This window comes from Novosphingobium sp. 9U, from assembly GCF_902506425.1.
Taxonomy (GTDB): Bacteria; Pseudomonadota; Alphaproteobacteria; order Sphingomonadales; family Sphingomonadaceae; genus Novosphingobium.
In genome coordinates this window covers 1977961-2002963 of record NZ_LR732469.1, presented here as the reverse complement: position 1 = coordinate 2002963, position 25003 = coordinate 1977961, and the positions used below count along the sequence as shown (strand labels likewise).

Here is a 25003-nt window from a genome sequence, read left to right as displayed (position 1 = left end):
AGACGCGGCGACACGGCCCGCGATCAGGAGACACGACATGATCGAACTGCGCCCTTTCGACAGCCTCGGCGGTGAAAACCACGGCTGGCTCGATGCCAAGCACCACTTCTCGTTCGCCGGCTACCACGATCCCAAGCGCACTCACTGGGGCAACTTGCGCGTGTGGAACGACGATGTGATCCAGGCCAAGACCGGCTTCCCGCCGCACCCGCACCGAGACATGGAGATCATCACCTACGTGCGCGAGGGTGCGATCACCCACGAGGACAATCTGGGCAACAAGGGCCGCACCGAAGCGGGCGACGTGCAGGTCATGTCCGCCGGCACCGGCATCCGTCATTCCGAGTACAACATGGAGGACGTGGAGACGCGCATCTTCCAGATCTGGATCATGCCCACGCGCCAGGGCGAGGCTCCCTCATGGGGCGCCAAGCCGTTCCCCAAGGGCGAGCGCTCGGGCAAGTTCGTGACGCTCGCCTCCGGCTACGCCAATGACGACGATGCGCTGCCGATCCGCACCGATGCTCGCGTCGTCGGCGCCACTCTCAAGGCGGGGGAGACTGCCGAGTACCCGCTCGGCGTCGATCGCAAGGCCTACCTCGTGCCGGCGACGGGTGCGGTGCAGATCGACGAGCACCGCGTCAACGCCCGCGACGGCGCCGCGATCAGCGACCTCGACGTGCTGCGCATCACCGCGCTGGAAGACAGCGAGATCGTGCTGGTCGACGCCGCCTGAACTGTACTCGGTTCTCCTCTGCCATGCAGGGGAGGGGAGAACCGATGCAGTGGCGAAGCGCCGCTTGCCCGGTCACAACATTTCAGGGGTGGCAATGGCGCTCCGCAAGTCTACCAGCAGGATCGACATTGCCGTACGGAGTCGACCTGAATGGATTTTGGAAGTTTCGACCTTGCGGCACTGCTTCCGTTTATCGGGGTGGGATTTGCAGCGCAGCTGGTCGACGGCGCGCTCGGCATGGCGTTTGGCGTGATCTCCAACACGCTGCTCGTCGGCGTACTCGGGGTACCGCCCGCGCTCGCCTCCCAGCGCGTGCATCTGGTCGAGTGTTTCACGACCGCCACGTCCGGGATCAGCCATCTGCTTCACGGCAACATCGACAAGAAGCTGTTCTTCAGCCTGCTGATTCCCGGCATGATCGGCGGGATCCTAGGCGCCTATGTGCTCTCCTCGCTGGATGCGAGCGTGGTGAAGCCTTTCGTGCTCGTCTACCTGGCCTTGATCGGCGTGTGGCTGCTGGTGCGCGGACTGCTCTACCCGCCCAAGATCAAGAAGGTGAAGATGATCGCCCCGCTGGGCCTTGCCGGGGGATTCCTCGATGCGGCGGGCGGTGGTGGCTGGGGTCCGGTGGTGACCTCCAACCTGCTGATCCAGGGCGGCGATCCGCGCCGGGTGGTCGGCACTGTCAGTGCTGTCGAGTTTTTCCTGACGGTGACCGTCTCGATCGCGTTTATCGTGCATATCGGGGTCGCGCAGGTCGCCGGCGGAACGCTGGGTCTGCTGATCGGCGGCGTCGTGGCGTCACCGATCGGAGCGATTGCGGCCAAGCGCATCCCGGTCAAGCCGATGCTGATCATGGTCGGTGTCGTGCTGACGCTGACCAGCGGTTTCGGGATTTACAAGGCGTGGTTCTGAGGCCTTGATCCTCTCCCCGCCGGGGAGAGGATGGATTGCATCACCCCGCCACGCCTGACGCCGCCAGCACCGCGCTGGTCAGCACGTCGGGGGCGATCGCGGTCATGGGCACGACCTGCACCGGCTTCTCCATGCCGATCAGCATCGGCCCGATCGCCGTCGCCCCGCCCAGTTCACGCAGCAGCTTGGCCGAGATGTTGGCCGACTGGAGCCCCGGCATGATCAGCACGTTCGCTGGCGCCGACAGGCGCGAGAACGGATAGAGCTTCATGATGTTGGGATTGAGCGCCGCATCGGGAGCCAGATCGCCCTCGTACTCGAAGTCCTGCGCTTCCTGATCGAGCATGTGCACGGCCTCGCGGATGTTCTCCAGCCAGCGGCCGCCGGGGTTGCCGAAGGTCGAATAGGACAGGAATGCCACGCGCGGCTCGTGGCCCAGGCGCCGCGCGACGGCCGCGGTCTCGCGCGCGATGACGGCAAGGTCCGCCGGGCTCGGCCGCTCGTTGATGGTGGTGTCGGACATGAACACGGTGTGGTTCTTGGCCACCAGCATGTGGATGCCGAACGGCAGCGCGCCAGGCTTGGCGTCGAGCACCTGGCGCACTTCCTTGATCGACTGCGCGAAGGTGCGGGTCATGCCGGTGATCATGGCATCGCCGATGCCCAGCTTGAGCAGGCCCGAGGCGAACACGTTGCGGTCCTGATTGACCATGCGGCGCACGTCACGCTCCAGGAACCCGCGGCGCTGCAGCCGTTCGTAGAGCATCGCCACCATCGGCTCGACATGCTCGGAAACGGCCGAGTTCTGGATCTCGTAGCTGTCGGGATTGCCGACGCCCAGCTCGACCATCTTGTCGATCACCGCCTGGGTGCGGCCGACGAGGACCGGCTCGCCGTAACCGAAGTCGCGGTACTGGATCGCCGCGCGCAGCACCACTTCGTGCTCCGCCTCGGCGAAGATCATCCGCTTGGGCTCGGACTTCACCTTGGCGTAGACGCTGGTCAGCACCGAAGTCGTCGGGTTCAGGCGGGCCTTCAGCGAATGGCGATAGGCGTCGAAGTCCTCGATGTCCTTCTGCGCCACGCCCGAGTCCATTGCCGCCTTGGCGACGGCGGAGGACACGCGCTCCATCAACCGCGGATCGAACGGCGCGGGGATGATGTAGTCGCGGCCGAACTGGTGGTTCTTGCCGTAAGCGGCGGCGACTTCCTCGGGCACCTGCTCGCGCGCGAGCTCCGCGATGGCGCGGGCGGCGGCGATCTTCATCTCCTCGTTGATTGCGGTGGCCCGCACGTCGAGCGCGCCGCGGAAGATGAAGGGGAAGCCCAGGACGTTGTTGACTTGGTTGGGATAGTCCGAGCGGCCGGTGGCGACGATCGCATCCGGGCGGACCGCCATCGCGTCTGGCGGGGTGATCTCCGGGTCCGGGTTGGCCATGGCGAAGATGATCGGCTGGTCGGCCATGGTCTTGACCATGTCCTGCGTCACCGCGCCCTTGGCCGAAAGGCCCAGGAAGATGTCGGCGCCGACCAGCGCCTCGGCCAGCGTGCGCTTGTCGGTCTCGATCGCATGAGCGGACTTGAACTGGTCGACGTTGGGCCGGCCACGGTAGATCACGCCCTTGGTGTCGCAGATGGTGACGTTCTCGTGCCGCACGCCCATCGACTTGATCAGCGCGGTGCAGGCGAGCGCGGAGGCGCCGGCGCCGTTCACCGCGACCTTGACGTCTTCCAGCTTACGGCCGGTGATGAAGCAGGCGTTGAGCACGCCCGCGGCGGCGATGATCGCCGTGCCGTGCTGGTCATCGTGCATGACCGGGATCTTCATCCGCTCACGCAGGGCCTGCTCGATGATGAAGCACTCGGGCGCCTTGATGTCTTCGAGGTTGATGCCGCCGAAGCTCGGCTCCATCAGCGCCACGGCCTCGATGAAGGCGTCGGGGTCCTCGGTGGCGAGCTCGATGTCGATGGAATCGACGTCGGCGAAGCGCTTGAACAGCACCGCCTTGCCTTCCATCACCGGCTTGGAGGCGAGGGCGCCCAGGTTGCCCATGCCCAGGATCGCGGTGCCGTTGGAGATCACCGCGACCAAGTTGCCTTTGGCGGTATACTCGTAAGCGTCGCCCGGGTTGTCGGCGATCGCCTGCACCGGCACGGCGACGCCGGGCGAGTAGGCGAGCGACAAGTCGCGCTGCGTCGCCATTGGCTTGCTGGCGATGATCTCGATCTTACCGGGGCGGATCGTCTGGTGGTAGAACAGCGCCTCGCGCTCGGTGAACTGGACCCTGGTTTCGTCGGACACGCTCGATCTCCCGCAATCGGGAGCGGCCCTAACCAATGTGAGTCGTTCTTGGTAGGGGAAAGCTGCTCGCCGGCGCTTTCCGAATCGTCCTAGGTGGCGCTAACCGGTCGGGCGATGGCAGATGCCGCCCCCACCCCGATGATGGCCCAGTATCTCGCCTTGCGCGAGGAGGCTGGCGACTGCCTGCTGTTCTACCGCATGGGTGACTTCTTCGAGCTGTTCTTCGACGATGCCAAGACGGCCGCGAGCATACTCGACATCTCGCTGACCAGCCGGGGCGAGCACAACGGCGCGCCGGTTCCGATGTGCGGGGTGCCGGTGCACTCGTCCGAGGGTTACCTTGCCAGGCTGATCCGCGCCGGCTGCCGCGTCGCGATCGCCGAGCAGGTGGAGAGCCCGGCCGAAGCCAAGAAGCGCGGCGGCTCGAAGACGCTGGTGGCGCGCGACATCGTCCGCTTCGTCACCGCCGGCACGCTGACCGAGGAAACGCTGCTGGAGCCGCGCCGCGCCAACGTGCTGGCGGCGGTGTGCGAAGTGCGCGGCAGCGTCGGCATCGCCGCAGTCGACATCTCGACCGGGCGCTTGGAGCTGGAGGAGTGCGCGCCCGACCGCATGGGCGCAGGGCTGGCGAGGCTCGGCGCCAGCGAGCTGGTGGCGCCTGAGGGTTGGGACGGTCCCTTGAACAGCATCCCGCGCCCCGCACGGGATTTCGCCAGCGAAGGCGGCGAGGCGCGGCTGAAGGCGGTGCACGGCGTCGCCACGCTCGACGGCTTCGGCGTGTTCGGGCGGGCGATGCTGGCGGCGGCGGGTGGGCTCGTCGCCTACCTCGAGCATGTCGGCCGCGGCAAGTTGCCGCTGCTGCTGCCGCCTGAGGCGCGGAGCAGCGATACCACCCTGGCGATGGATGAGGCGACGCGCGCCAGCCTGGAGATCCTCCAGTCGACCCAAGGCACGCGCAAGGGCAGCCTGATCGATGCCATCGACCGGTGTGTCACCGGAGCGGGCGCGCGCCAGCTCGCCGATGACTTGTCGGCGCCGCTGACTGACCGCCTGCAGATCGCCGAGCGGCTAGAGCTGGTTGCTTGGCTGCACGACGATGCCCTTCTGCGCGAAGACGTGCGCAGCGCGTTGCGAGCCTTGCCCGACATCGGTCGCGCGCTCGGCCGGATCGTGGCGGGACGGGGCTCTCCGCGCGACCTGGGCCAGCTGCGCGATGGGCTGGGCGGCGCGCGCGCGCTGCACGAGCGGCTGGTGCGGCGAGAGGCGGTGCCGGTGCTGCTCACCCGGGTGCTGCCCTCGCTGGCGGGTCATGCCGAACTGGTCGACTGGCTCGGCCGTGCGCTGGTGCCGGCGCCGCCGACCGAGCGCGGGCAGGGTGGCTTTATCGCGGAAGGGTATGACGCCGCACTGGACGAACTGCGTCGCACTTCAGGTAATGCCCGCCGCGCGATCGCCGCTCTGGAGGCCAAGTACCGCGACGAGACCGGCGTCACCGCGCTCAAGATCAAGCACAACAACGTGCTCGGATACTTTGTCGAAGTGCCGCAGCGCCATGCCGACAAGCTGCTGCTGCCCGATAGCGGCTTCACCCATCGCCAAACCATGGCCGGGGCGATGCGCTTCAACGCGCTGGCGCTGCACGAGGAAGCCAGCCGCATTGCCGAAGCCGGTGGGCACGCGCTTGCGGCGGAGGAGTCGCACTTCGAGGAACTGGTCGCCACCGTTATGGAAGCGCGCAACGCCATCGCCATGACGGCCGCCGCGCTCGCTCGCATCGATGTGGCGGCGGGCCAGGCCGAGCGCGCTGCGCAAGGCGGCTGGAGTGCGCCCGAGATCGTCGACGCGACCTGCCTGGAGATCGAGGCCGGACGGCACCCGGTGGTCGAAGCCGCGCTGGCGGCTCAAGGTGAGCGCTTCGTCGCCAACGATTGCCGCCTCGCGGCTTACGACAGGCTTTGGCTGATCGGCGGACCCAACATGGGCGGCAAGTCGACCTTCCTGCGCCAGAACGCGCTCATCGTGCTGCTCGCGCAGGCGGGTGGCTTCGTGCCTGCCGCGCGCGCGAAGATCGGCCTGGTCGACCGGCTGTTCAGCCGCGTCGGCGCCTCGGACAATCTCGCGCGCGGCCGCTCGACCTTCATGGTCGAGATGGTCGAGACCGCGGCGATCCTGGCCCAGGCGACGGAGCGCAGCTTCGTGATCCTCGACGAAGTGGGCCGCGGCACCTCGACCTATGATGGCCTGGCGCTGGCCTGGGCGGTGGCCGAGGCGGTGCACGAGACGAACCGCTGCCGCTGCCTGTTCGCCACGCACTACCACGAGCTCGCACGGCTGGCCGAGACCTGCGACGCCCTCTCGCTCCACCATGTCCGCGCGCGCGAGTGGAAGGGCGATCTCGTCCTGCTGCACGAACTCGCCGAGGGGCCAGCCGATCGCAGCTACGGCTTGGCCGTGGCGCGGCTCGCGGGCGTGCCGGCCAAGGTGGTCAGCCGTGCCAAGTCTGTGCTCGACAAGCTGGAGAAGGGCCGCGCGCAGACCGGCGGCCTCGCAGCTGGCCTCGGCGATCTCCCGCTGTTCGCCGCCGCCGAGGCGGCACGCGAGGAGGCCTGCGACACGCTGCGTGAGCGGATCAAGGACATCGACGTGGATGCGCTCACTCCGCGCGAGGCGCTGGATCTGCTCTATGACTTGAAGCGCGAGGCAGGCACCGAAACTTAACGCTCGCAAGCGCATGGTCGGCACCATGATCTCGACTCTGGGCCCGTCCATGCGCACCGTGTTCCGCAGCCGCTGGCGCGCGCTGTGGTGGGCGGCGGGTGTGCTGGTCACGGCGTATTGCGCGGTGCCTTCGCCGGATGACGATAGGTCGGCCAAGCCGGCGGTGCACCAGCAAGCGGCGGCCTCGAACCCGTGGGCGAAGGACAGCGCGGCTAAGTAGGCTGATCCTCTCCCCGCCGGGGGAGAGGATGTGCAGGTCAGCTGTCGTCTTCGGCGAATTCATCATCCGCGGCGTTGCGGGCGCCGTACTTGTTTTCCAGGTCGTCGGTGGTTTCCTCACCGTCATAGGCGCCCATGTCGATGAGGCCGCTGGAATTCATCTGCTTCATGCGGTCGACCAGATCGGGCGCGTCGAACTCGTCGAGGCCGCTGGTGTCCTTCTCGCTGTCGCCCAGGCCCTCGTCGACGGTCTTGTCGAAGGCATCGTCGGTGACGGTCTGCGCCTGCGTGTCCTCATCCTCCTGCTCGGGAACGATGTCCTGGCGATCGAGGTCGGGCTTGCGGTCGGCCATGGTAATCTCCTTTGCCCGCACAAACGGTCGGGCAAAGGAGTCGGTTCCGTCGGCCTCAGCGCGTCGGCACCGGCTTCTCGCCCGCGTAGTCGTAGAAGCCGCGGCCAGACTTACGGCCGTACCAGCCCGCCTCGACGTATTTCTGCAGCAGCGGCGCGGGGCGGTACTTGGGATCGCCGGTGGTCGAGTGGAACACCTTCATAATCTCGTAGAGCGTGTCGAGGCCGACGAAGTCGCACAACGTCAGCGGGCCCATCGGGTGATTGAGGCCGATGCGGCAGCCTGCGTCAATGTCCTCGACCGAACCCAAGCCTTCGCCCAGCACGAAGATGGCCTCGTTGAGCATCGGACACAGGATGCGGTTGACGACGAAGCCCGGCGCATCGCCGGCGAGCACCACCGTCTTGCCCAGCGTCTCGCCAAACGCTTTCATCTTGTCGATGGTGTCTTGCGAGGTGGCGAGGCCGGGGATCACCTCGACCAGGCCCATCACCGGCACCGGATTGAAGAAGTGCAGCCCGCAAAAGCGCGTCGGATCGGGAGACTGCGCGGCCATGCGGGTGATCGGGATCGAGCTGGTGTTGGACGCCAGGATCGCATGGGGCGCGAGCACCTTGCCGGCTGCCTCGAAGATCTTGGCCTTGATGTCCTCGCGCTCGGTGGCGGCCTCGATGATGAGGTCGGCCCTGCCCATCGTGCTGTAGTCACCCACCGGCGTGATGCGGGCGAGCAGCGCGTCGGCGTCCGCCTGCGTCAGCTTTTCCTTGGCGACGAGCTTGGTCAGGCCCTTGGCAATGCCGGCCTTACCCTTTTCGGCCAGCTCCACCGACACGTCGGACAGGATTACGTCCATGCCCTTACCCGCGACGGTCTGCGCGATCCCTGCGCCCATGATCCCCGCACCGATTATGGCGACTGTCTGCATGGCCCTTGTCCTCCCTCGTGAATGTTCGCGAGGGTGACTAGCGGCAAATCGCAGGAGGGCAAACTGGAAGAGCGGCTAGGGTTAGCGGGGAAAATGTGCTTCTTCTTGCGATGCTCCCCTGCAAGGGGAGGGGGACCGTCCGCGCAGCGGATGGTGGAGGGGTGTCATTGCCAGCGGAGTGCTCGACTGAGAGGGTTACACCCCTCCGTCAGTCCTGCGGACTGCCACCTCCCCTTGCAGGGGAGGATCTCGGGTCAGCGATTCTGGCCCGGCACCCACAGCACATCGCCGCCCGCCTCGGCGTTCACCGCCCGCGCGAGCACGAAGAGGTAGTCGCTCAGCCGGTTCACATAGGCGAGCGCGGCCGGGTTGACCGGATCGGCGGCAGCAAGTGCCACCGCGGCGCGCTCGGCACGGCGGGTGGCGGCGCGGGCGATGTGGACTCGGGCCGCTGCTTCGGTGCCGCCGGGCAGGATGAAGCTGCGCAGCGGCTCCAGATGATCGTTCAGCGCATCGATCTGCGCCTCTATCCACTCGGCCTGTGAGGGAAACATGCGCAATGTCATCTCGCCGGGCGTGAAATCGTCACCGGGAGTTGCGAGATCGGCGCCGAGATCAAACAGGTCGTTCTGGATGCGCGTCAGCACCTCGGCATGCGGCGAGCCGGTCAGTGCGCAGACGGCGAGACCGATCAGGCTGTTGGCCTCGTCGACCGCGCCGATCGCTTCCATGCGCGCCGCGTGCTTGGGCAGGCGCGATCCGTCGACGAGGCCAGTGGTCCCATCGTCGCCGGTGCGCGTGTAGATCCGGTTCAGGCGTACCATAAGCTTCCGGTCTAACGCTTGGCCGGATTACTTCGACATCGCCATCAGCAGAGCGACCACCACGACCGCCGCCGCCTGGTACTTGATGCGATTGAACATCATCTTGTTCTGCATCAGCTGCGCCGGAGTGGCGCCCGCAGACGGATCGCGTTCGAGATCCACCTTGGTGCTCTGCAGAAACGCGACGATGCCGCGCACGAGGCTGACGACGACCATGATCATCAGCACGACGATCAGGGGGACAAGGATATAGCTCATGTTCCGGTATGTAGGCTTCGGGAGAGCGAAATACCAGCCGGCAAGCGCCCGCCCCGGAGGGCAGCGGCAAGCGCAATGCCATCCTCTCCGGCGCGGCGCCGATCGCCCAGCGAAGGCGAGCCGCGCCGCTTGGCGAGCTTGCGTCCATCCGGCTCGACCAGCAGTGCGTGATGATGCCAGGTGGGCACCGGCAGGCCGAGCAGCGCCTGGAGCAGTCGATGCACATGGCTGGCGGCGAACAGGTCCAACCCGCGGGTGACAAGGGTCACCGCGTCTGCCGCATCGTCGAGCGTGGCGGCCAGGTGATAGCTGGCGGGCAGGTCCTTCCTCAGCAGCACGACATCGCCGAAAATCTCCGGGATGGCACGTTGGATGCCGGCGATGTCGTCCACCCAATCGAGCGGACCGGCAAGCGCGCGGGCAGCGTCCATGTCGAGCCGCCATGCCGCGCCCGCCGGGTCGACTATGCGGTGCTTGCAGGTACCGGGATATACCGGGCCGTCCGGTCCCATCCGCGTCGAGGCGGCTGCGATTTCGGCCCGGGTGCACCGGCAGGGGTACAGCAGGCCCATCTGCTTCAGCCGCTCTCCCGCTTGCGCATAGCTGCCGAGCCGGTGCGATTGGAACACGGGCTCGCCATCCCACCCGATCCCGAGCCAGGCGAGATCGGCCAGGATCTCGCTCACGAATTCGGGTCGGCTACGCTCGCCGTCGATGTCCTCGATCCGCAGCTCGAACGTTCCGCCCCGCTCCCGCGCCAGATCGTGCGCGACGATCGCGGCATAGGCATGGCCCAGGTGCAGCGGACCGTTGGGGCTGGGGGCGAAGCGGGTGCGGGTCATCCGACTTGCGTGTGGGACGATGGCGTCGCGCGAGGCAAGAGAAGAATGGGTTCACGCAGAGGCGCAGAGACGCAGAGGGGTGTCGTGCTTGGCCGTCAGGCCACTTGTCCGGCGACGCTTGGCCAGACGCGACGCTCGATTGGAAAGCGGCTTTGCCGCAAGTGCAACCTCCTCTGCGTCTCTGCGCCTCTGCGCGAACCCATTTTACTTCTTCCTGTGGATTTCCTTTGAGCTCGCGGCCACGCAAAACTTGACGCTACCCCGCACAAATGCTGGAAAAGCAGCCATGCACTGCCATGAAACCGCAATCAGGGCCTGCGACAGGAGGCCATGCTCAAGTCGGAGCTGATCGAGCGCGCGGCCCGGTTCCGCAGCGCGGAGGGGGACCCCTCCCGAAGTCTTTCCGATTGCCCGGCGCTTGTGCTCAATGCGGACTACACGCCGCTCTCCTACTACCCTCTGAGCTTGTGGCCCTGGCAAACCGCAGTTAAGGCCATCGTGCTGGAGCGGGTGGACGTCGTCAGCTCCTACGAACGGGCGGTGCACTCACCCAGCTGGACGATGCAGCTGCCCTCGGTGATCGCGTTGCGCCAGTTCGTGAAGCCATCCGAGTTTCCCGCCTTCACCCGTTTCAACGTGTTCCTGCGTGACCGGTTCAGCTGCCAGTACTGCGGCAGCCCCTCGCACCTGACCTTCGATCACGTGGTGCCGCGCCGGCTCGGTGGACGGACCAGCTGGGAGAACATCCTCACCGCCTGTGCGCCGTGCAACATGAAGAAGGGCGGCCGCACGCCCAAGCAGGCGAAGATGCCGCCACTGATCCCGCCGATCCGCCCCACCAGCTGGCAGTTGCAGGAACGCGGCCGCGCCTTTCCGCCCAACTACCTGCACGAGACCTGGCGCGACTGGCTGTACTGGGATGTCGAGCTGGAGGCGTGATGCTCCTCCTCTCCCCGGCGGAGAGAGGATGAAGCCGCGTCAATGCACCGTCCGTGCTGGCTCGCTGTCGCCCTCAAGCCGGTCGACCACGCTGGTGATCGCCACGTCCATGGTCACGTTGCCGACGGTGCGCATCAAGTCGGGCAGCATCTCCACGGCCACCAGCAACGCGAGCGGCTCCACCGGCACGCCCATCGCGATTGCGACCGGTCCGCAGGATGTCACGAAGCTGATCGCGCCGGGTAGCGAAACCGCGCCCAGGCTGGTGGCGAACGCCGTCAGCACGCCCGCAGCGATCACCGTCGGTGTCAGTACGACGCCGGTGAGATGCGCGGCGTAGACCGCCACCGCCATGTTCATCCCCGGTCCGGTCGCGCGGAACAGCGCCACCGCCAGCGGCAGCACGAACTCACCGGTCCGCTCGCGCACGCCGAGTTGCCGGCAGGCGCCGAGCATCGCCGGCAAGCTGGCGAGCGAGGATTGCGTGGAAAGCGCCACCGTCTGCACCGGCAGCATCGCCCGCACGAACGCCCCGGGCTTGCGTCGACCACCCAGGATCGCGAGCGGATAGGCGATCACGAACATGACGCCGCCGATGCTGGCGACGATCGCGACATAGTGTGCCAGTGCCCCGATCGCCGCGCCGCCGCTTCCCGCTGCGACGCTGAAGGCGAGGCCAAACACGCCGATCGGCGCGATCGCCAGCACCCAGCCGATCATCACCATCATCGCGCCCGCCAATCCCTCGAACAGCGAGCCGAGCGTCCGGCGCGGACCTTCTGCAAGCCGCGTGGAGGCGAGCGCAAACAGCGCGAAGAACACGATGACCGGCAGCATCGCGTTGTCGCCCGCGGCCTTGACGATGTTCGACGGGATCAGCGAGCCGAGGAAATCTGCCATCCCGGGCACCGGTCCGGGGTCGACGCTCTGCGCCCCGATCGCCGCCGCGGCATCGCGCGGCACCGGAAATAGCTGCAGCAGCAGCGGCGTCAGCACGCCGCCCAGCGTGGCGCTCAGCGCCAGGAAGCCGAAGATAAGACCCAGGGTGCGCCGCGCCATCGGCCCGGCACGGGCGGCAGCGACGGTCTCGGTCACACCGTTGAACAGCAGCGCGGCGACCAGCGGCAAGATCGTCATCGTTAGCCCCTGTAGCCAGAGCTTGCCGATCGGACCGGCGATCGCCGCGAGCCGTGGGGCGATGGCGCTGCCGCTCACCATCCAACCCGCGAAGATCCCCAGGACCAGGGCGGTGAAGGTCAGGCCGGCCGGCACCTTGATCGCCGGCATGCGGGTGGCGCTGCTCTCGCCTTGTGTTGCAGATGACGTCATAAGGCTCCTGAACGCACGAATGCGAAGAGTAGCACCCGATGGCGAGGTCGCAATGTGTCGGCAATCGCGCGGTAACGCATCCCGCGCTATGGAGCCCCGCATGAGCAAGCAATTCTTCGGAACCGACGGCATCCGCGGCCGTACCAACGCCGGCGTGATGACCGCTGCGATGGCTATGAAGGCCGGGCAGGCGGCCGGCACCCGCTTCCTGCGCGGCGCCCACCGCCACCGCGTGGTGATCGGCAAGGACACGCGCCTGTCGGGCTACATGCTGGAAAACGCGATGGTTGCCGGCTTTACCAGCGTCGGCATGGACGTGGTGCTGCTCGGCCCGATGCCGACGCCGGCGGTCGCGCTGCTGACCCAGGAGCTGCGCGCCGACGTCGGCGTGATGATCTCGGCCAGCCACAACCCGTACGAGGACAACGGCATCAAGCTGTTCGGTCCCGACGGCTTCAAGCTCTCCGATGCCGACGAACTGGCGATCGAGGCGATGCTCTCGCAGGACCTGGCGCTGGCCGCATCGGAAGAGATCGGCCGCGCCCGCCGCATCGACGACGCGCGCGGACGCTACATCCACGCGGTGAAGGCCTCGTTGGCCAAGGAGATCCGGCTGGACGGGCTGAAGATCGCGGTCGATTGCGCCAACGGCGCTGCCTACCAGGTCGCACCCTCGGCGTTCTGGGAATTGGGCGCCGAAGTCACCGCGCTCGGCGTCAATCCCAATGGCAAGAACATCAACGCCAACTGCGGCTCGACACACGTGGGCGCGCTGCAGGAAACGGTGGTGTCGTCCGGCGCGGACATCGGCATCGCGCTGGACGGCGACGCCGACCGGCTGATCGTGGTCGACGAGAAGGGCCAGGTGGTCGACGGCGACCAGATCATGGCGCTGATCGGCAGCGAGTGGGCGAGCCAGGGGCGCCTGTTGGGTGGCGGCGTAGTCGCGACGGTCATGTCCAACCTGGGACTTGAGCGATTCCTGCAAGGCCGCGGACTGGAGCTGGTGCGCACCGCGGTCGGTGACCGCCACGTGCTCGAAGCCATGCGCCGCGGCGGCTACAATGTCGGCGGCGAGCAATCCGGTCACATGATCCTGCTCGATCACGCGACCACGGGCGACGGTACCGTGGCGGCACTGCAGGTGCTCGCCGCGCTGGTCTCGTCGGGCAAGCGCGCAAGCGAGCTGCTGCATGTGTTCGATCCCGTGCCGCAGCTGCTGCGCAACGTGCGCTTTGCCGGTGGCAAGCCGCTGGAGGCAGACAGCGTCAAGTCGGTGATCGCCGATGCCGAAGCCTCGCTGAACGGCAAGGGGCGGCTGGTGATCCGCCCCTCGGGCACCGAGCCCGTGATCCGCGTTATGGCGGAGGGCGACGATGCCGGCGAGGTCGAGGCGGCGGTCGCCTCGATCTGCGCGGCGGTAGAGAAGGCAGCAGCCTGATGCTAGAGATGCGACCCGATTGCGAGCGCTGCGGAACCGATCTTCCGGCCGAAGCGCCCGGCGCCTTCATCTGCAGCTTCGAGTGCACCTACTGCGCAGAATGTGCCGAGGCGCTGGACGACCTCTGCCCGAACTGTGGTGGCGAGCTGGTCGATCGACCGACCCGCTCGCGCAAGGCACAGGCGAACAATCCGCCTTCGAACGAGCGCCAGTTCAAGGGCTGACACTCGACTCCCGATTACGAACGGATAGGGAGGAGCATGAGCAACACAGCCAAGCCCCCCCGCATCCTCTCCATCGCCGGCTCGGACAGTTCCGGCGGCGCGGGCATCCAGGCCGATATCAAGACCATCACCATGCTCGGCGGCTTCGCGATGACCGCAATCACCGCGATCACGGCGCAGAACTCGCTGGGCGTCACGGCCGTGCAGGCACTCTCGCCCGAGATGGTAGCCGCGCAGATCGACGCGTGTGTGTCGGACATCGGCGTCGACGCCGTGAAGATAGGCATGCTGGGCTCGGCAGCGATCGCCAACGTGGTGGCGGATTGGTTGGAGGGGCTCGGCGTGCTGGTGGTGTTCGACCCCGTGATGGTCGCCACCAGTGGCGCGGTGCTGGCCGATGCGGACACGGTCGCTGCATTTGAGCGGCTGATGAAGCTAGCAGTACTGACCACGCCCAACGTGCCCGAACTACAAGCGCTGGGCGGCGCCGAGGCGATGGCGACACGCGGCGTCGTGTACCTGGCCAAGGGCGGCGACGAGCCAGGAGAGGTGGTCCATGATCGGCTGGTCAGGCCCGGTACAAAACCGCTCGATTGGCGCGCGCCCCGGATCGAAACGCAGCATAGCCACGGCACCGGCTGCACGCTGTCGAGCGCGATTGCGACCGAGCTGGGGCGGGGCGTGGCGCTGGTTCCGGCGATTGAAGCGGGCCGGGCGTTCGTGCGCGCAGCGCTGGAGGCCGCGCCCGGCTTCGGAACGGGGCACGGGCCGATGGGGCATCAGGCGGTTCGGCTCTAGGCGACCCAGGAAGGCGAGCTCTATGCCGCCTCCGCCACCAAGCCCAGCTTCTCCCACGAGACATCCGCCGCCCCGCGCGTACCCTCGATAAAGCCCGCCGTCTTCAGGTAGCCCGGCTCGATTACCGCCGTGCTCGACCAGTCCCGCACGCACAGGCGTTCCTTGACCTTCCAGTCATCTCCTTCGCGCAGCAGCGTATCGACATAGCGACCACCCAGCTGGGTCATCCGCTCGCCCTCCGCAGTGTCGGCGATCAGTGTGGCGACGAAATAAGTCTCCGCGCCGGCTCGTTCGCCCGAGATGCGGATCAGGGACTGGCCGAGCTGGTGGCTCACCACCCGCGTCGTACGGCGCGCCTCCTCCAGGATCAGCGCCGCGAACTCACGCCCATCGCATTTGTTGGGGCCGTGATCGTCCCAGGATTCCTCGCAATAGACGCTCGCCATCTCCGCAGTGTCGGCGCGGTCGCAACCGTGGCAGTAGGTCGCGAGCAGCTGCCGGATTTCGTGGTGATCCCACATCTCCTGTAGCCTGGCCTCGTCCATCGTGCGCTCTCCCGTTTTATTTGGCGGCGAGGCTAGGACGTGACTGTACACCTGCCAAGTCGTCAGTCGCGGATCAGGCCTTTCAGCGTCTCGATCCGATCCGCTTCATGCGCAGGCTTGTCGGTGCGGATGCGGTTGATGCGCGGGAAGCGCATCGCGACGCCGGACTTGTGGCGTTTGCTGGCGTGGATCGAATCGAACGCAACCTCCAGGACCAGCGTGCGCTCGGTCTCGCGCACAGGTCCAAAGCGGTTCAGCGTGTGCTGGCGCACGTACTTATCGAGCCACTTCAGCTCTTCGTCGGTGATGCCCGAGTAGGCCTTGCCGACTGGCAGCAGTTCGGCGCCCTGGTCGGGATCGCCGTCCCAGCAGCCGAACGTATAGTCCGAATAGAATGAGCTGCGCCGCCCGTTGCCGCGCTGCGCGTACATCACCACGCAGTCGACCAGCAGCGGATCGCGCTTCCACTTGTACCACAGCCCGGTGCGGCGTCCTGCGATGTAGGGCGAATCGCGCCGCTTCAGCATGACGCCCTCGATCGCATCATCGCGGGTGCGCTCACGGATCTTGGCGAGATCGTCGAGGGTCTTGGCTTGGATTACCTGGCTGAGGTCGAAGTCGTCGGGATCGAGGCGCGGCATCAGCGCTTCCAGGCGCTGGCGGCGCTGCTCCCACGGCAGCTCGCGCAAGTCCTCACCATCGACGATCAGCGCGTCATAGAGGCGGACAAAAGCGGGGTACTCGGCCAGCATCTTCTTGCTGACGACCTTGCGGCCCAGTCGCTGCTGCAGCGCGTTGAAGCTCGCCGCGCCGCCCTCCTCGCCGCCCTGGTGCGAACCGCGCACCAGCAGCTCGCCATCGAGTACTGCCGGGAAGGGTAGCGACGCGGCGACCTCCGGGAACGTGCCCGAGATGTCGTCGCCCGATCGCGAGTAGACGCGCGTTTCGTCACCGGCTCGCACGAGCTGCACGCGGATGCCGTCCCATTTCCACTCGGCGGCATAGTCGGCCATGTCGACGATTGTCTCGTCCAAGGGATGGGCCAGCATGAACGGGCGGAACAGCGGGATACCCTCAGAAGAAGGCGCCTCTTCGCCATGCGCGGCCCAGGCGAACAGCGGCTGGTAGGGCGGAGTCTGGCCGTGCCAGTGCTCCTCAACCTCCTCGACCGTGACCCCGAACGCCTGCGCAAAGGCGGTCTTGGCAAGACGCGCCGAGATGCCGATCCGCATGGCGCCCGTGGCCATCTTGAGCAGGGCGTAGCGACCGTCCGAATCGAGCCGGTCGAGCAGCTTGGGCAGTTCGGACATGACGCTGGCGCGGGTCATGTGGGCGAGTGTGTCGACCGCCTCGGTGACGGTCGGCGGATTGGGCGCGGTGTCGGGCTCGGGCCAGAGCAAGCTGGCGGTCTCAGCCGAATCGCCGACGAAATCTCGGCTGAGAGCGTAGAGTACCGGGTCAACCCGCTCGCCCAGCAGGTTGCGAATGGTGGAGCTCTTGACTGCCGGGAAGTCGAGCCCGTCGGTCAGCGCCGCCAGCGCCCAGCCGCGATCAGGATCGGGCGTGTCGCGCAAGTAGTCGGCCAGCAGCTTGAGCTTGGCATTGCGGCTGCGGGTGTAGACCAGCGCATCGAGGAGGGCGGCGAACTCCTCCATCAGTCATCCTCGTCCTCGTACCCCACCAGGGCCAGTGCCTTGGCGCGGCGCTGGTGGAGTTGGCACCAGCGCAGCATCGCCTCCTCGCGACCGTGGGTGATCCAGGTCTCGAACGGGTTCACCTCCTCCACCGTGCGAGTGAGCTCATCCCAGTCGGCGTGATCGGAGATCACGAGCGGCAGCTCCACCATGCGCTGGCGGGCGCGCTGGCGCACGCGCATCCAGCCAGACGCCATGGCGGTGATCGGCTCGGGCAGGCGGCGGCTCCAGCGATCGTTGAGAGCGCTGGGTGGGCAGACGACGATGTGGCCGGCGATGTCGTCCTTCTTCGCTTCGCTGACCAGCTTGAGATCGCCTAGGTCGACGCCGAACTCCTCGTAGAGCCGGCACATCCGCTCCATAGCGCCGTGCAGGTAGATCGTCTCGTGGTGGCCGGCGCGGCGGACTTCGGCGATCAGGCGTTGTGCCTTGCCCAGTGCATAGGCGCCGACCAGCACGCAGCGGTCCGGGTTGTCGGCAAGGGCCTTCAACAGCTTGGCGACTTCGTCTTCGATCGGCGGGTGCTTGAACACCGGCAGGCCGAAGGTGGCCTCGGTGACCAGCACGTCGCACGGGGTGACCTGAAATGGCGGGCAGGTCGGGTCGGGGCGGCGCTTGTAGTCGCCGGTGACGATGATCTTTTCGCCCGCATGTTCCAGCAGGATCTGCGCCGAGCCGAGCACGTGTCCGGCCGGCAACCAGGTGGCATCGACCCCGCCGCCGAGGCTGATCGTCTCGCCGTAGGCGGCAGCGCGGGCGCCCTCATCGGTCTGGTAGCGCAGCTTCATGATCGCCAGCGTCTCGGGGGTAGCGACGGTCTCGCCGTGACCGCCGCGCGCGTGGTCGGCATGGCCGTGCGTCACCAGCGCTCGTTCGACGGGGCGCGAGGGGTCGATCCAGCAGTCGGCGGGGGTGACGTGGATGCCCCAGGGCTCTGGTCGGATCCAGGAGAAGTCACGGGCCATGGATAGAAGAATGGGGCGGAACCGGGGAGGTTCCACCCCATGCTTGAGGGCAGTTCAGACTAGGCGAGCTTTACTCGTCCGAGCTGGTCTCCGATTCCGAGTCGGTCTCCGGCGCCGGCGACTTCACGGCCTTCTTCTTGGACTTCGTCAGCTTGGGCGCCGCCGGGGTCAGCTCGAACGACAGCGCATTCTCCTTGACCGAGACATGCACCTCGCCGCCGGTCGCCAGCTTGCCGAACAGCAGTTCCTCGGCGAGCGGCTGCTTGACCTTTTCCTGGATCAGGCGGCCCATCGGACGCGCACCGTAGAGCTTGTCGTACCCGCGCTCACCCAGCCACTCGCGCGCATCCGAATCGAACTGGATGTGCACGCTCTGGTCGGCCAGCTGCAGTTCCAGCTGAAGGATGAACTTGTCGACGACGCGGCTGATCGTTTCCTTGCCGAGGTAGGCGAAGGGCACGATCGCATCGAGGCGGTTGCGAAACTCAGGGGTGAACATCTGCTTCACCGCCTCGTCCTGCGCATCCTCGCGGCTGACGTCGCCGAAGCCAATGCCCGACCGTGCCATGTCCGAAGCGCCCGCGTTGGTAGTCATGATGAGGACCACGTTGCGGAAGTCGACGGTCTTGCCGTGGTGATCGGTCAGGCGCCCGTTGTCCATCACCTGCAGCAGGATGTTGAACAGGTCGGGGTGCGCCTTTTCGATCTCGTCAAGCAGGAGGACGCAGTGCGGGTTCTGGTCGATCGCATCGGTGAGCAGGCCGCCCTGATCGAAGCCGACATAGCCCGGAGGCGCACCGATCAGGCGGCTGACCGAGTGGCGCTCCATGTACTCGGACATGTCGAAGCGCTTGAGCTCGATGCCCATGATCGTCGCCAGCTGGCGCGCGACCTCGGTCTTGCCGACGCCGGTGGGACCGCTGAACAGGAAAGAGCCGATTGGCTTGTCCGGATCGCGCAGGCCCGCACGGCTCAGCTTCATCGCCGTCGAAAGGACGCCGATTGCCTTGTCCTGGCCGAACACCACCCGCTTCAGATCGCGATCGAGCGACTCGAGAGCCTTCTTGTCGTCCGAGCTGACCGACTTGGGCGGGATGCGCGCCATGGTCGCAATCACCGCCTCGATCTCACGCGCAGTGATGGTCTTCTTGCGGCGGCTGGGCGGCACCAGCATCTGCATCGCGCCGACTTCGTCGATCACGTCGATCGCCTTGTCGGGCAGCTTGCGGTCGTTGATGTAGCGGGCCGACAGCTCCACCGCGGTCTTGATCGCGTCGGGCGTGTACTTGACCTTGTGGTGCTCCTCGAACGCGGTGCGCAGACCTTTGAGGATCTTGATCGTATCCTCGATGGTCGGCTCGTTCACGTCGATCTTCTGGAAGCGCCGCAGCAATGCGCGGTCCTTCTCGAAGTGGTTGCGGAACTCCTTGTAGGTGGTCGAGCCGACGCAGCGGATCGTGCCGCCCGACAGCGCGGGCTTCAGCAAGTTGGACGCGTCCATCGCGCCGCCGCTGGTGGCGCCGGCGCCGATCACGGTGTGGATCTCGTCGATGAACAGGATCGCGTGCGGCATCTTCTCCAGCTCGGAGACGACCTGCTTCAGGCGCTCCTCGAAGTCGCCGCGATAGCGGGTACCCGCCAGCAGCGAGCCCATGTCGAGCGAGTAGATCACCGCTTCTTCCAGCACTTCGGGCACGTCGCCCTCGACGATCTTGCGCGCGAGGCCCTCGGCGATGGCGGTCTTGCCCACGCCCGGATCGCCCACGTAGAGCGGGTTGTTCTTGGAGCGGCGGCACAGGATCTGGATCGTGCGGTCGACTTCGGGGCCACGGCCAATCAGCGGATCGACCTTGCCCGACAGCGCCTTCTCGTTGAGGTTGACGGTGAACTGGTCGAGCGCGGAATCCTTCTTGTTGCCGCCCTTGGCTTCGGCCTTTTCTTCGGAGGCCTGCGGGGCCTGATCTTCGGAACCCTTGGCGTTCTTGTCCTCGATGCGGCGACCGCCCTTGCCGATGCCGTGGCTGATGTAGCTGACGGCATCCAGGCGGCTCATGTCCTGCTGCTGCAGGAAGTAGACGGCATAGCTGTCCCGCTCGGAGAACAACGCGACCAGCACGTTGGCGCCGGTGACGGTGTCCTTGCCGCTGGACTGGACATGGAGGATGGCGCGCTGAATCACGCGCTGGAAGCCGGCGGTGGGAGCGGGATCGCCCTTTTCCTCGGTCTTCAGCGACTGATATTCCTGGTCGAGGTACTGGCGCACGACATCGCCCAGATCGCCCAGGTCGACACCGCAGGCGGTCATCACTTGCGCCGCATCGGTATCGTCGATCAGCGCGAGCAGCAGGTGCTCGAGCGTCGCGTATTCGTGGCTGCGATCCGACGCATGCGACAGCGCGGAGTGCAGTGTCTTCTCAAGGCTTTGCGCGAAACTTGGCATTAGCGTTCTTTCGTTGGAATGCTGGCGCTCCTTGTCGGGCAGAGCTTGAGGGAAGGGCCCGAAGGTAAGCGATCGATTGCGACCGATATAGGAAGCGTGTTCGGCGTTTCGAGATAACGTGCGCCAGGATAACGTCCGGGCTTCAAGGCTGTTTCGGCCTGAAGAGCGAGTTCGCCGCGGCCATGTGCGCGGTCGTCTTCGCTCGATGCGTTCCGATCCGGTCGATCTCGGCCTTGAGCAGCGCGACGCGTGCGTCGAGTTCGTCCAGCGAGTAGCTCTCTAGGCTCTCGCTGGCGAGGAGGCTGGCGGCACCGAAGTTGCCCTCGGTCGACCGTCGCCGCGGTCGCTCGTCATCGTCCATTGCAGTGCAGCATCGGACTCGATCAGGCGACTGTCAACTGCTTGAAACAGGTTCGTGCGCAGCCCGGCTTGTGGCAACACACGCTTCATGCCGAACGCCCTTCCCGAAACCATGACCGCCATCGCCATCGACACTCCGGGAGGGCCCGAGGTGCTGGTTCCGTGCCAGGTTGCGGTGCCACGTCCGGGGCCGGGTGAAGTGCTGATCAAGGTCGCGTTTGCGGGGGTGAACCGGCCGGATGTGCTCCAGCGCCAGGGGAATTATCCTGCGCCACCAGATGCTTCGCCGCTGCCGGGCCTGGAGGTCGCGGGCACCGTGGCCTTGCTGGGCGAGGGCGTCACCGCCCTATTGCCGGGCGAGCGGGTTTGTGCGCTGGTGGCGGGCGGCGGCTACGCCGAATACTGCATCGCCGATGCTGCTCAGTGCCTTCCGGTGCCCGAATCGCTGCCCTTGTCCGAAGCCGCAGCGATGCCCGAAGGCCTGTTCACCGTCTGGCACAACGTCTTCGATCGCGGCTGGGCAAGCGAGGGCGAGACGATGCTGGTCCACGGCGGCACCAGCGGCATCGGCACCATGGCGATCCTGCTGGGTAAGCTGTTCGGCCTTACGGTGATCGTCACCTGCGGCAGCGCCGACAAGTGTGCGCGGGCGCTCGAGATCGGCGCCGATCACGCGATCGACTACAAGGCGCAGGATTTCGTCGAGGAGGTTGCCCGGCTGACCGGCGGCAAGGGCGTCGACTTGGTGCTGGACATGATCTCGGGCGACTATGTGCCGCGCAACCTCAAGTGTCTGGCCGAAGATGGTCGGCATGTGACCATTGCCGTGCTCGGTGGTGCCAAGGCTACGCTCAACATGGCGGTGGTGATGAGCCGCCGCTATACGCTCACCGGCTCGACGCTGCGCGCGCGCTCCAAAGAGTTCAAGCGGCTGCTGGCGCAAGAGATCGCCGCGCAAGTCTGGCCCCATGTCGAACGCGGCGAACTGCGCCCGATCATGGATGCTCGCTTTCCGCTGGCGCAGGCGAGCGAGGCGCACCGCCGGATGGAAGCGGGCGACCACGTCGGCAAGATCGTGCTGGAGGTTTAGACTGCGGGAACGGCGCTACGCTATGGCTGCGTCAGCCTGGCAAGCTCGGCGATCAACTCGGCCCGGCGATAGGGCTTGAGCAAGTGACCGGCCGTGGCAAAGCGCTCCGGCAGATGCAGCCGCTCGGTTCCGGTCGAGAAGATAAACGGAATGCCCGTCGTCTGCAGCGCCTCTGCCAGAGGGTAGGAGTCCTCACCACCCAGGCCGATGTCCAGGACCGCAGCGTCGATCGCGTCCAACTGGGTCATGCCTTGAAGGGCGCCAACCATCGATGCGAACGGCCCGACGACCAGGCCGCCAGCGCTCTCGACGTACTCCGCCAGTACGTCTGCGATGAGGGGATCATCCTCAACGATGAGGATGCGGAGGCCGGACAAGGCGCTATCGGCAGGCGTCTCCATCACCAGCACACTGCGCCTGACCTGCAGGGCAAACCGCTGTGTTTCATGGGCCCTGGATGAACAGACATACGGCTCCTCCGCGTGCGTGTGGCCCAACTATGACCATGCCCACGATGGGCTGCAATGCGCAGCGCTTTACGCCGTTATATTTGCGATCGGGACGAGGAAACATCCGAACTGGCCGAGGTTGGCTCCACCTGCGGCGTCCCGTGCTGCAGCGGCTCGAGAGGGATGGGCACTGACCTTGGTTGCTTCCACGTTGCTGCCTCCGGCGTCCTCCCGCGATTGGAATCGCTCTCACGTCCCCTCGGCCGACTAGGCGCGCTAGACCCTTGGTCATGTAATTGCCTTCCGTCGGCTTTCATTCGCCTATACCTATACCTCAACACAGGGGGCTGAATGGACAAGCTGACGCTTCACGAGGACCCGCGCAGCGGCAATTGCTACAAGATACAGCTCACGGCTGCACTGCTGAAGCTGCCGCTCGAGAGGCGCAAGTACGACATCATGCGGGGCGAGACGCGCACCGCCGAGTTCCTGCAGAACGTGAATGCCAATGGGCGCATTCCGGTGCTGCAGGTGGGCAATCGCTTCCTGCCCGAAAGCAACGCGGCCTGCTGGTACCTCGCCGAAGGCTCGCCGCTCATCCCCGCCGATCGCTTCCAGCGCGCCGACATGCTGCGCTGGATGTTTTTCGAGCAATACAACCACGAGCCCAACGTCGCGACGCTGCGCTTCTGGCTGCTGTTCGTGGGAGAGGGCAACCTGTCCAAGTTCCAGCGCGACCAGATCCCCGCCAAGCGTGCCGGCGGCGAGGCAGCCCTGGCGATGATGAACGAGCATCTGGCCAAGCACGACTGGCTGGTCGGTGCCAGCGTCAGCCTCGCGGATATCGCGCTCTTTCCCTACACCCACGTGTGCGAGGCCGGCGGCTTTCGCCTGCGCGACTACCCGGCGGTCTGCGCCTGGCTCAAGCGGGTGGAGAAGCTGAAAGGCTACGTGCCCATGGACTGATCGGCACGCGGGATTGCCGTGACGCTTGCCGAATCCTGCGCGATTGCCTAGATCGACCCGGTACGGCCGCTCCGCAAAGGGGCGGCCCTTATCGTTTTTGCGCCGGGCGTCACGTCCCGTCCGGCACCGATTGGGACCAAGAGACATGAGCCAGCCCACCCCGCTGATGCCGCACGCGACCGCCTCGTGGCTGGTCGACACCACCGGCCTGACCTTCGAGCAGATCGCCGAGTTCTGCGGCCTGCACATCCTGGAAGTCCAGGCGATGGCGGACGATCTCGCCTCCAGCAAGTACACGGGCCGCGATCCGCTGCGCTCGGGTGAGCTGACGCAGGAAGAAATCGAGAAGGGTCAGGCCGACCCCAACTACAAGCTTAAGATGCACAAGGCGCCGGTCAACGTCAGCCGCACCAAGGGCCCGCGCTACACCCCAGTGTCGAAGCGCCAGGACAAGCCCGACGGCATCGCCTGGATCCTGCGCCACCATCCCGAGGTTTCGGACGCGCAGATCGGCAAGCTGATCGGCACCACGCGCAACACCATCGCCGCGATCCGCGACCGCAGCCATTGGAACATCGCCAACATCACGCCCAAGGACCCGGTTACGCTGGGCCTGTGCTCGCAGCGCGAGCTCGACGGCATTGTCGCCAAGGCCGCCAAGAAGGCCGGCATCGAGGACGACGGTCGTGACGACGAGCGGCTGGGCGATGATCGCCAGGCGCTGATCGAAGAACTGCGCCAGGAGCGCGAGGACGCCGTGCGCGCCGCCAGCGAAGCTGCGCAGGAGGCCGAGGCTGCTGCATGGCTCGAGGCCAAGCGCGCCGCCGAGGCGGAAGAACGCCGCGGGTAAAGACAAGGCGGGGGCGCCTGAGGGCGCTCCTGCTTTTTGGATGTCTAGCAAGGCCGCGAGCGGGCATGCCGGCCTTCGACAAGCTCAGTCCTGGCGGGGCCTGCACGCTCACCGGGCGTGCTGGATTAAACGCGTGCTGAGCTCCAACAGGTTCTTCTAGGTGAACCTGTGCATGAGCGTCGTACCGGAGGCACAGTGAGCGCTGTTGTGAGGCTGCTAGCTTAGCTCCATGCTTGTCGCGGCCCGCGTACGCACGTCACACCCGCGGCATATCCCTCACACCGCCAAGGCTGAGCTTGTCCAAGCCCGCGCGCGGCGTCACCCGCACAGCACCCGACGTGCGAAGCTTCAATCCTCCTCGCTCTTCTGCGCCGGTGCGGCCAACACTAGGCGCTGTTCCAGGCTTTCGCCCGAGCGCGTGATCGACTGTGCCTGACCCGTCCGCGGAGTCAGCCGGCCATCCAGCTGCGCGCCTTGCTCGATCGTCAGTGCATCATAGACGATGTCACCCCGGATCCTTGCCGACTTGAGGATCACCACCTCACGGGCGGTTACCGAGCCATCGACATGGCCGGCGATGCGTGCCGATTCGGCGGTGATCGCACCGACCACTTCGCTGCCTTCGCCCTGGATCAGCGCGGTGCAGGTGATGTCGCCTTCGACGCGGCCCTCGATGTGGAGGTCGGCGGTCGCGCTGATGTTGCCCGAGATGGCGGTGTCGCCGCCCAGGATGCTGGTGGTCGACCCGTGCATCGGACGGTGGCTGCCGAGCGGCTTGGGCATGGTGGTGGGTGTCCTCGGTGTTATCATGGTCGGGCGCC

Annotated in this window: 25 protein-coding genes; 11 read left to right on the top strand and 14 right to left on the bottom strand. The window is 66.5% G+C overall.

The window, feature by feature from the left end; translation table 11 throughout:
- The first annotated feature begins 37 nt into the window (after positions 1-37).
- A complete protein-coding gene (locus GV044_RS09335) occupies positions 38-736 on the top strand; it encodes a pirin family protein (RefSeq protein WP_159868576.1) in 699 nt (232 codons plus the stop codon).
- A 150-nt stretch (positions 737-886) separates the two neighbouring features.
- Positions 887-1651 (top strand): sulfite exporter TauE/SafE family protein, encoded by a 765-nt coding sequence (locus GV044_RS09330; RefSeq protein ID WP_159868573.1) that lies wholly within the window; start codon positions 887-889, stop codon positions 1649-1651.
- Between the two features lie 40 nt (positions 1652-1691).
- Here GV044_RS09330 and GV044_RS09325 read toward each other — a convergent pair whose 3' ends face one another.
- A complete protein-coding gene (locus GV044_RS09325) occupies positions 1692-3953 on the bottom strand; it encodes an NADP-dependent malic enzyme (protein ID WP_159868570.1) in 2262 nt (753 codons plus the stop codon).
- Positions 3954-4067: 114 nt separating this feature from the next.
- On the opposite strand from GV044_RS09325, the gene mutS reads away from it, so the two are divergent.
- Positions 4068-6671 carry a DNA mismatch repair protein MutS gene (mutS, locus tag GV044_RS09320; RefSeq protein ID WP_236554826.1) on the top strand — a complete coding sequence of 868 codons (2604 nt, stop codon included), beginning with the start codon at positions 4068-4070 and terminating at the stop codon, positions 6669-6671.
- Positions 6672-6696: 25 nt separating this feature from the next.
- Positions 6697-6891 (top strand): hypothetical protein, encoded by a 195-nt coding sequence (locus tag GV044_RS09315; protein WP_159868567.1) that lies wholly within the window; start codon positions 6697-6699, stop codon positions 6889-6891.
- Positions 6892-6928: 37 nt separating this feature from the next.
- Here GV044_RS09315 and GV044_RS09310 read toward each other — a convergent pair whose 3' ends face one another.
- From GV044_RS09310 to gluQRS, 5 genes are all read right to left on the bottom strand, one after another.
- Positions 6929-7243 carry a hypothetical protein gene (locus tag GV044_RS09310; protein ID WP_159868564.1) on the bottom strand — a complete coding sequence of 105 codons (315 nt, stop codon included), beginning with the start codon at positions 7241-7243 and terminating at the stop codon, positions 6929-6931.
- A 55-nt stretch (positions 7244-7298) separates the two neighbouring features.
- Positions 7299-8168: a 3-hydroxyacyl-CoA dehydrogenase family protein gene (locus GV044_RS09305; protein ID WP_159868561.1), complete on the bottom strand. Its 870-nt coding sequence runs from the start codon at positions 8166-8168 to the stop codon at positions 7299-7301.
- Between the two features lie 254 nt (positions 8169-8422).
- Positions 8423-8992, bottom strand: a complete 570-nt coding sequence (locus GV044_RS09300; protein WP_159868558.1) for a cob(I)yrinic acid a,c-diamide adenosyltransferase — start codon at positions 8990-8992, stop codon at positions 8423-8425.
- A gap of 27 nt (positions 8993-9019) precedes the next feature.
- Positions 9020-9250, bottom strand: coding sequence for an HIG1 domain-containing protein (locus tag GV044_RS09295; protein WP_159868555.1), 231 nt, complete (start codon positions 9248-9250; stop codon positions 9020-9022).
- The gene (gluQRS, locus tag GV044_RS09290; protein ID WP_159868552.1) at positions 9247-10092 is read right to left on the bottom strand and encodes a tRNA glutamyl-Q(34) synthetase GluQRS; all 846 of its coding nucleotides are present in this window, start codon (positions 10090-10092) and stop codon (positions 9247-9249) included. Before gluQRS ends, GV044_RS09295 begins: the two co-directional genes overlap by 4 nt.
- A gap of 330 nt (positions 10093-10422) precedes the next feature.
- Between gluQRS and GV044_RS09285 the strand changes: the two genes are divergently transcribed.
- Positions 10423-11031: an HNH endonuclease gene (locus GV044_RS09285; RefSeq protein WP_159868549.1), complete on the top strand. Its 609-nt coding sequence runs from the start codon at positions 10423-10425 to the stop codon at positions 11029-11031.
- Positions 11032-11070: 39 nt separating this feature from the next.
- Here GV044_RS09285 and GV044_RS09280 read toward each other — a convergent pair whose 3' ends face one another.
- Positions 11071-12360 carry a dicarboxylate/amino acid:cation symporter gene (locus tag GV044_RS09280; protein ID WP_236554825.1) on the bottom strand — a complete coding sequence of 430 codons (1290 nt, stop codon included), beginning with the start codon at positions 12358-12360 and terminating at the stop codon, positions 11071-11073.
- Between the two features lie 100 nt (positions 12361-12460).
- Between GV044_RS09280 and glmM the strand changes: the two genes are divergently transcribed.
- From glmM to thiD, 3 genes are read left to right on the top strand one after another with little or no spacing between them, the layout of a single operon-like run.
- Positions 12461-13801 (top strand): phosphoglucosamine mutase, encoded by a 1341-nt coding sequence (gene glmM / locus GV044_RS09275; protein WP_159868546.1) that lies wholly within the window; start codon positions 12461-12463, stop codon positions 13799-13801.
- Positions 13801-14025 (top strand): DUF1272 domain-containing protein, encoded by a 225-nt coding sequence (locus GV044_RS09270; RefSeq protein WP_159868543.1) that lies wholly within the window; start codon positions 13801-13803, stop codon positions 14023-14025. Before glmM ends, GV044_RS09270 begins: the two co-directional genes overlap by 1 nt.
- A gap of 36 nt (positions 14026-14061) precedes the next feature.
- Positions 14062-14823, top strand: a complete 762-nt coding sequence (gene thiD, locus GV044_RS09265) for a bifunctional hydroxymethylpyrimidine kinase/phosphomethylpyrimidine kinase (RefSeq protein WP_159868540.1) — start codon at positions 14062-14064, stop codon at positions 14821-14823.
- 20 nt (positions 14824-14843) lie between these two features.
- Here the strand turns inward: thiD and GV044_RS09260 are convergent, their stop codons facing one another.
- The 5 genes from GV044_RS09260 to GV044_RS09240 form a co-directional block, all read right to left on the bottom strand.
- A complete protein-coding gene (locus tag GV044_RS09260) occupies positions 14844-15368 on the bottom strand; it encodes a nuclear transport factor 2 family protein (RefSeq protein WP_159868537.1) in 525 nt (174 codons plus the stop codon).
- Positions 15369-15430: 62 nt separating this feature from the next.
- The gene (locus GV044_RS09255) at positions 15431-17023 is read right to left on the bottom strand and encodes a cisplatin damage response ATP-dependent DNA ligase (protein ID WP_159868534.1); all 1593 of its coding nucleotides are present in this window, start codon (positions 17021-17023) and stop codon (positions 15431-15433) included.
- Positions 17023-18027 (bottom strand): ligase-associated DNA damage response exonuclease, encoded by a 1005-nt coding sequence (locus GV044_RS09250; protein WP_159868531.1) that lies wholly within the window; start codon positions 18025-18027, stop codon positions 17023-17025. The genes GV044_RS09255 and GV044_RS09250 overlap by 1 nt, the downstream gene beginning before the upstream one ends.
- 70 nt (positions 18028-18097) lie before the next feature.
- Positions 18098-20467 (bottom strand): ATP-dependent Clp protease ATP-binding subunit ClpA, encoded by a 2370-nt coding sequence (gene clpA / locus GV044_RS09245; protein WP_159868528.1) that lies wholly within the window; start codon positions 20465-20467, stop codon positions 18098-18100.
- Positions 20468-20609: 142 nt separating this feature from the next.
- Positions 20610-20828, bottom strand: a complete 219-nt coding sequence (locus tag GV044_RS09240) for a DUF1192 domain-containing protein (protein WP_159868525.1) — start codon at positions 20826-20828, stop codon at positions 20610-20612.
- Positions 20829-20915: 87 nt separating this feature from the next.
- On the opposite strand from GV044_RS09240, the gene GV044_RS09235 reads away from it, so the two are divergent.
- Positions 20916-21917 carry an NAD(P)H-quinone oxidoreductase gene (locus GV044_RS09235; protein WP_159868522.1) on the top strand — a complete coding sequence of 334 codons (1002 nt, stop codon included), beginning with the start codon at positions 20916-20918 and terminating at the stop codon, positions 21915-21917.
- 20 nt (positions 21918-21937) lie between these two features.
- Here the strand turns inward: GV044_RS09235 and GV044_RS09230 are convergent, their stop codons facing one another.
- Positions 21938-22318 carry a response regulator gene (locus GV044_RS09230; RefSeq protein WP_159868519.1) on the bottom strand — a complete coding sequence of 127 codons (381 nt, stop codon included), beginning with the start codon at positions 22316-22318 and terminating at the stop codon, positions 21938-21940.
- A gap of 399 nt (positions 22319-22717) precedes the next feature.
- Between GV044_RS09230 and GV044_RS09225 the strand changes: the two genes are divergently transcribed.
- Both GV044_RS09225 and GV044_RS09220 read left to right on the top strand, forming a co-directional pair.
- Complete coding sequence (locus tag GV044_RS09225) at positions 22718-23332, top strand: glutathione S-transferase family protein (RefSeq protein ID WP_159868516.1); 615 nt, start codon at positions 22718-22720, stop codon at positions 23330-23332.
- Between the two features lie 145 nt (positions 23333-23477).
- A complete protein-coding gene (locus GV044_RS09220; protein WP_159868513.1) occupies positions 23478-24182 on the top strand; it encodes a DUF1013 domain-containing protein in 705 nt (234 codons plus the stop codon).
- A gap of 348 nt (positions 24183-24530) precedes the next feature.
- Here GV044_RS09220 and GV044_RS09215 read toward each other — a convergent pair whose 3' ends face one another.
- Positions 24531-24965 (bottom strand): polymer-forming cytoskeletal protein, encoded by a 435-nt coding sequence (locus GV044_RS09215; RefSeq protein WP_159868510.1) that lies wholly within the window; start codon positions 24963-24965, stop codon positions 24531-24533.
- Between the last annotated feature and the right edge of the window lie 38 nt (positions 24966-25003).